The following is a 1,173-nucleotide window of genomic DNA, read 5'->3' on the forward strand; positions in this document are numbered from 1 at the left end:
ACCAGACCAGGCTGAAATTGGGTCACAAACTGTGAGTGGTGACTCCAGTGATCTTGACTTTACAGTAGTTTATACCAAGGATGCTCCAACAAAACCAGTTAACCCAAGTCAACCAACGACGCCAATAAAGCCGATTAACCCAAGCCAATCAACGACACCTGCTAAGCCGGTTCAGGCTGGTCAAGCAGCGGCTACTAATTTTGTGGATCAACGGTTGCCTCAAACTGATGAAACTGATCAACGACACATGACACTGAGTGGTTTATTACTATTAGCCATGAGTAGTTTGTTAGGACTCTTCGGAATGACTAAGCGGCAGCGCAAAGAATAGGATGATATTATATGCTAAATCAGCAGCAAATTAAGAACCAGTTTGAGAGCTTAGCAACCCTGCAAGCTATTCAGAAACAGGCATACCAGATGTTAGTGCAAGGGATGGCCACAACTGGGTTCTCAATGCGTGAGTGGGAAATATTAGTCTATCTTGAACAACACGGACAGGCTACTGCTAGTGAATTAGCTGATGCGTTCATGGTTACGCGCACACTAATTTCCAGGAATACCTGGCGACTGATTCAAGATGATTTAATTCAATCACAAGTAAATCAAACTGATCGACGAATTGTGCGGCTGACTTTGACTATTAATGGCCAAGAAACTGTCCAAAAAAGCGTTCGGCAAGTGCAAGCAAACCTAAAAGATTCCAACCAAAGTTACAATCTGAATAAATTGACTAAACAAGTGGAAACTTTGTCACAACAACTGGCTAAGATAAATTAAAAGTTTTTCAAATTAAGTAAAGATGCCTTAATGTAAATAAAGATCGGTCTGTTAAAACCCTTGGGCTTGAGCAGGCCGGTCTTTTATTGAATTGAAGCAAATTTAAACATTAAGATTATTTTTGGCTCGTGACAATAATTATTTTGTATACCCAAGTAATTAATCGAGCGCTGCAAGTATCAAAGTGTCTCCCCGTTAAAGGGCTTAGATATATTAGATGCAATTTTTTGGACGTCTTGAATATATAATGAGTAAAGTGTTTAGATAGAACAAGTCAGGTCACAACTTAACAGTTGTGGCCTCTTTTTTGATGCTGTATAATTAAAGGTTTAGAACCGTGTCATTACTTAATGACATAAGTAAGGAGATAAAAAGATGAAATATGGCTATGCC

General features: G+C 39.2%; 2 protein-coding genes. Both read left to right on the plus strand.

The features are described from left to right. Positions 1 to 331, plus strand: a 331-nt coding sequence (locus tag KGF70_RS16885) for an LPXTG cell wall anchor domain-containing protein (protein WP_216786523.1), incomplete at its 5' end; no start/stop codon positions are given. 11 nt (positions 332 to 342) lie between these two features. After that, positions 343 to 780, plus strand: coding sequence for a MarR family winged helix-turn-helix transcriptional regulator (locus KGF70_RS16890; protein WP_216786524.1), 438 nt, complete (start codon positions 343 to 345; stop codon positions 778 to 780). Positions 781 to 1,173 lie beyond the last annotated feature (393 nt).

The sequence above is a fragment of the Lactiplantibacillus sp. 7.2.4 genome (genome assembly GCF_018991185.1).
Classification (GTDB): Bacteria; Bacillota; Bacilli; order Lactobacillales; family Lactobacillaceae; genus Lactiplantibacillus; species Lactiplantibacillus pentosus.

What these genes read in the sequence shown, in the direction of transcription:
- KGF70_RS16890 (WP_216786524.1), top strand. Translation starts at nt 343, where the DNA reads ATGCTAAATCAGCAGCAAATTAAGAACCAGTTTGAGAGCTTAGCAACC.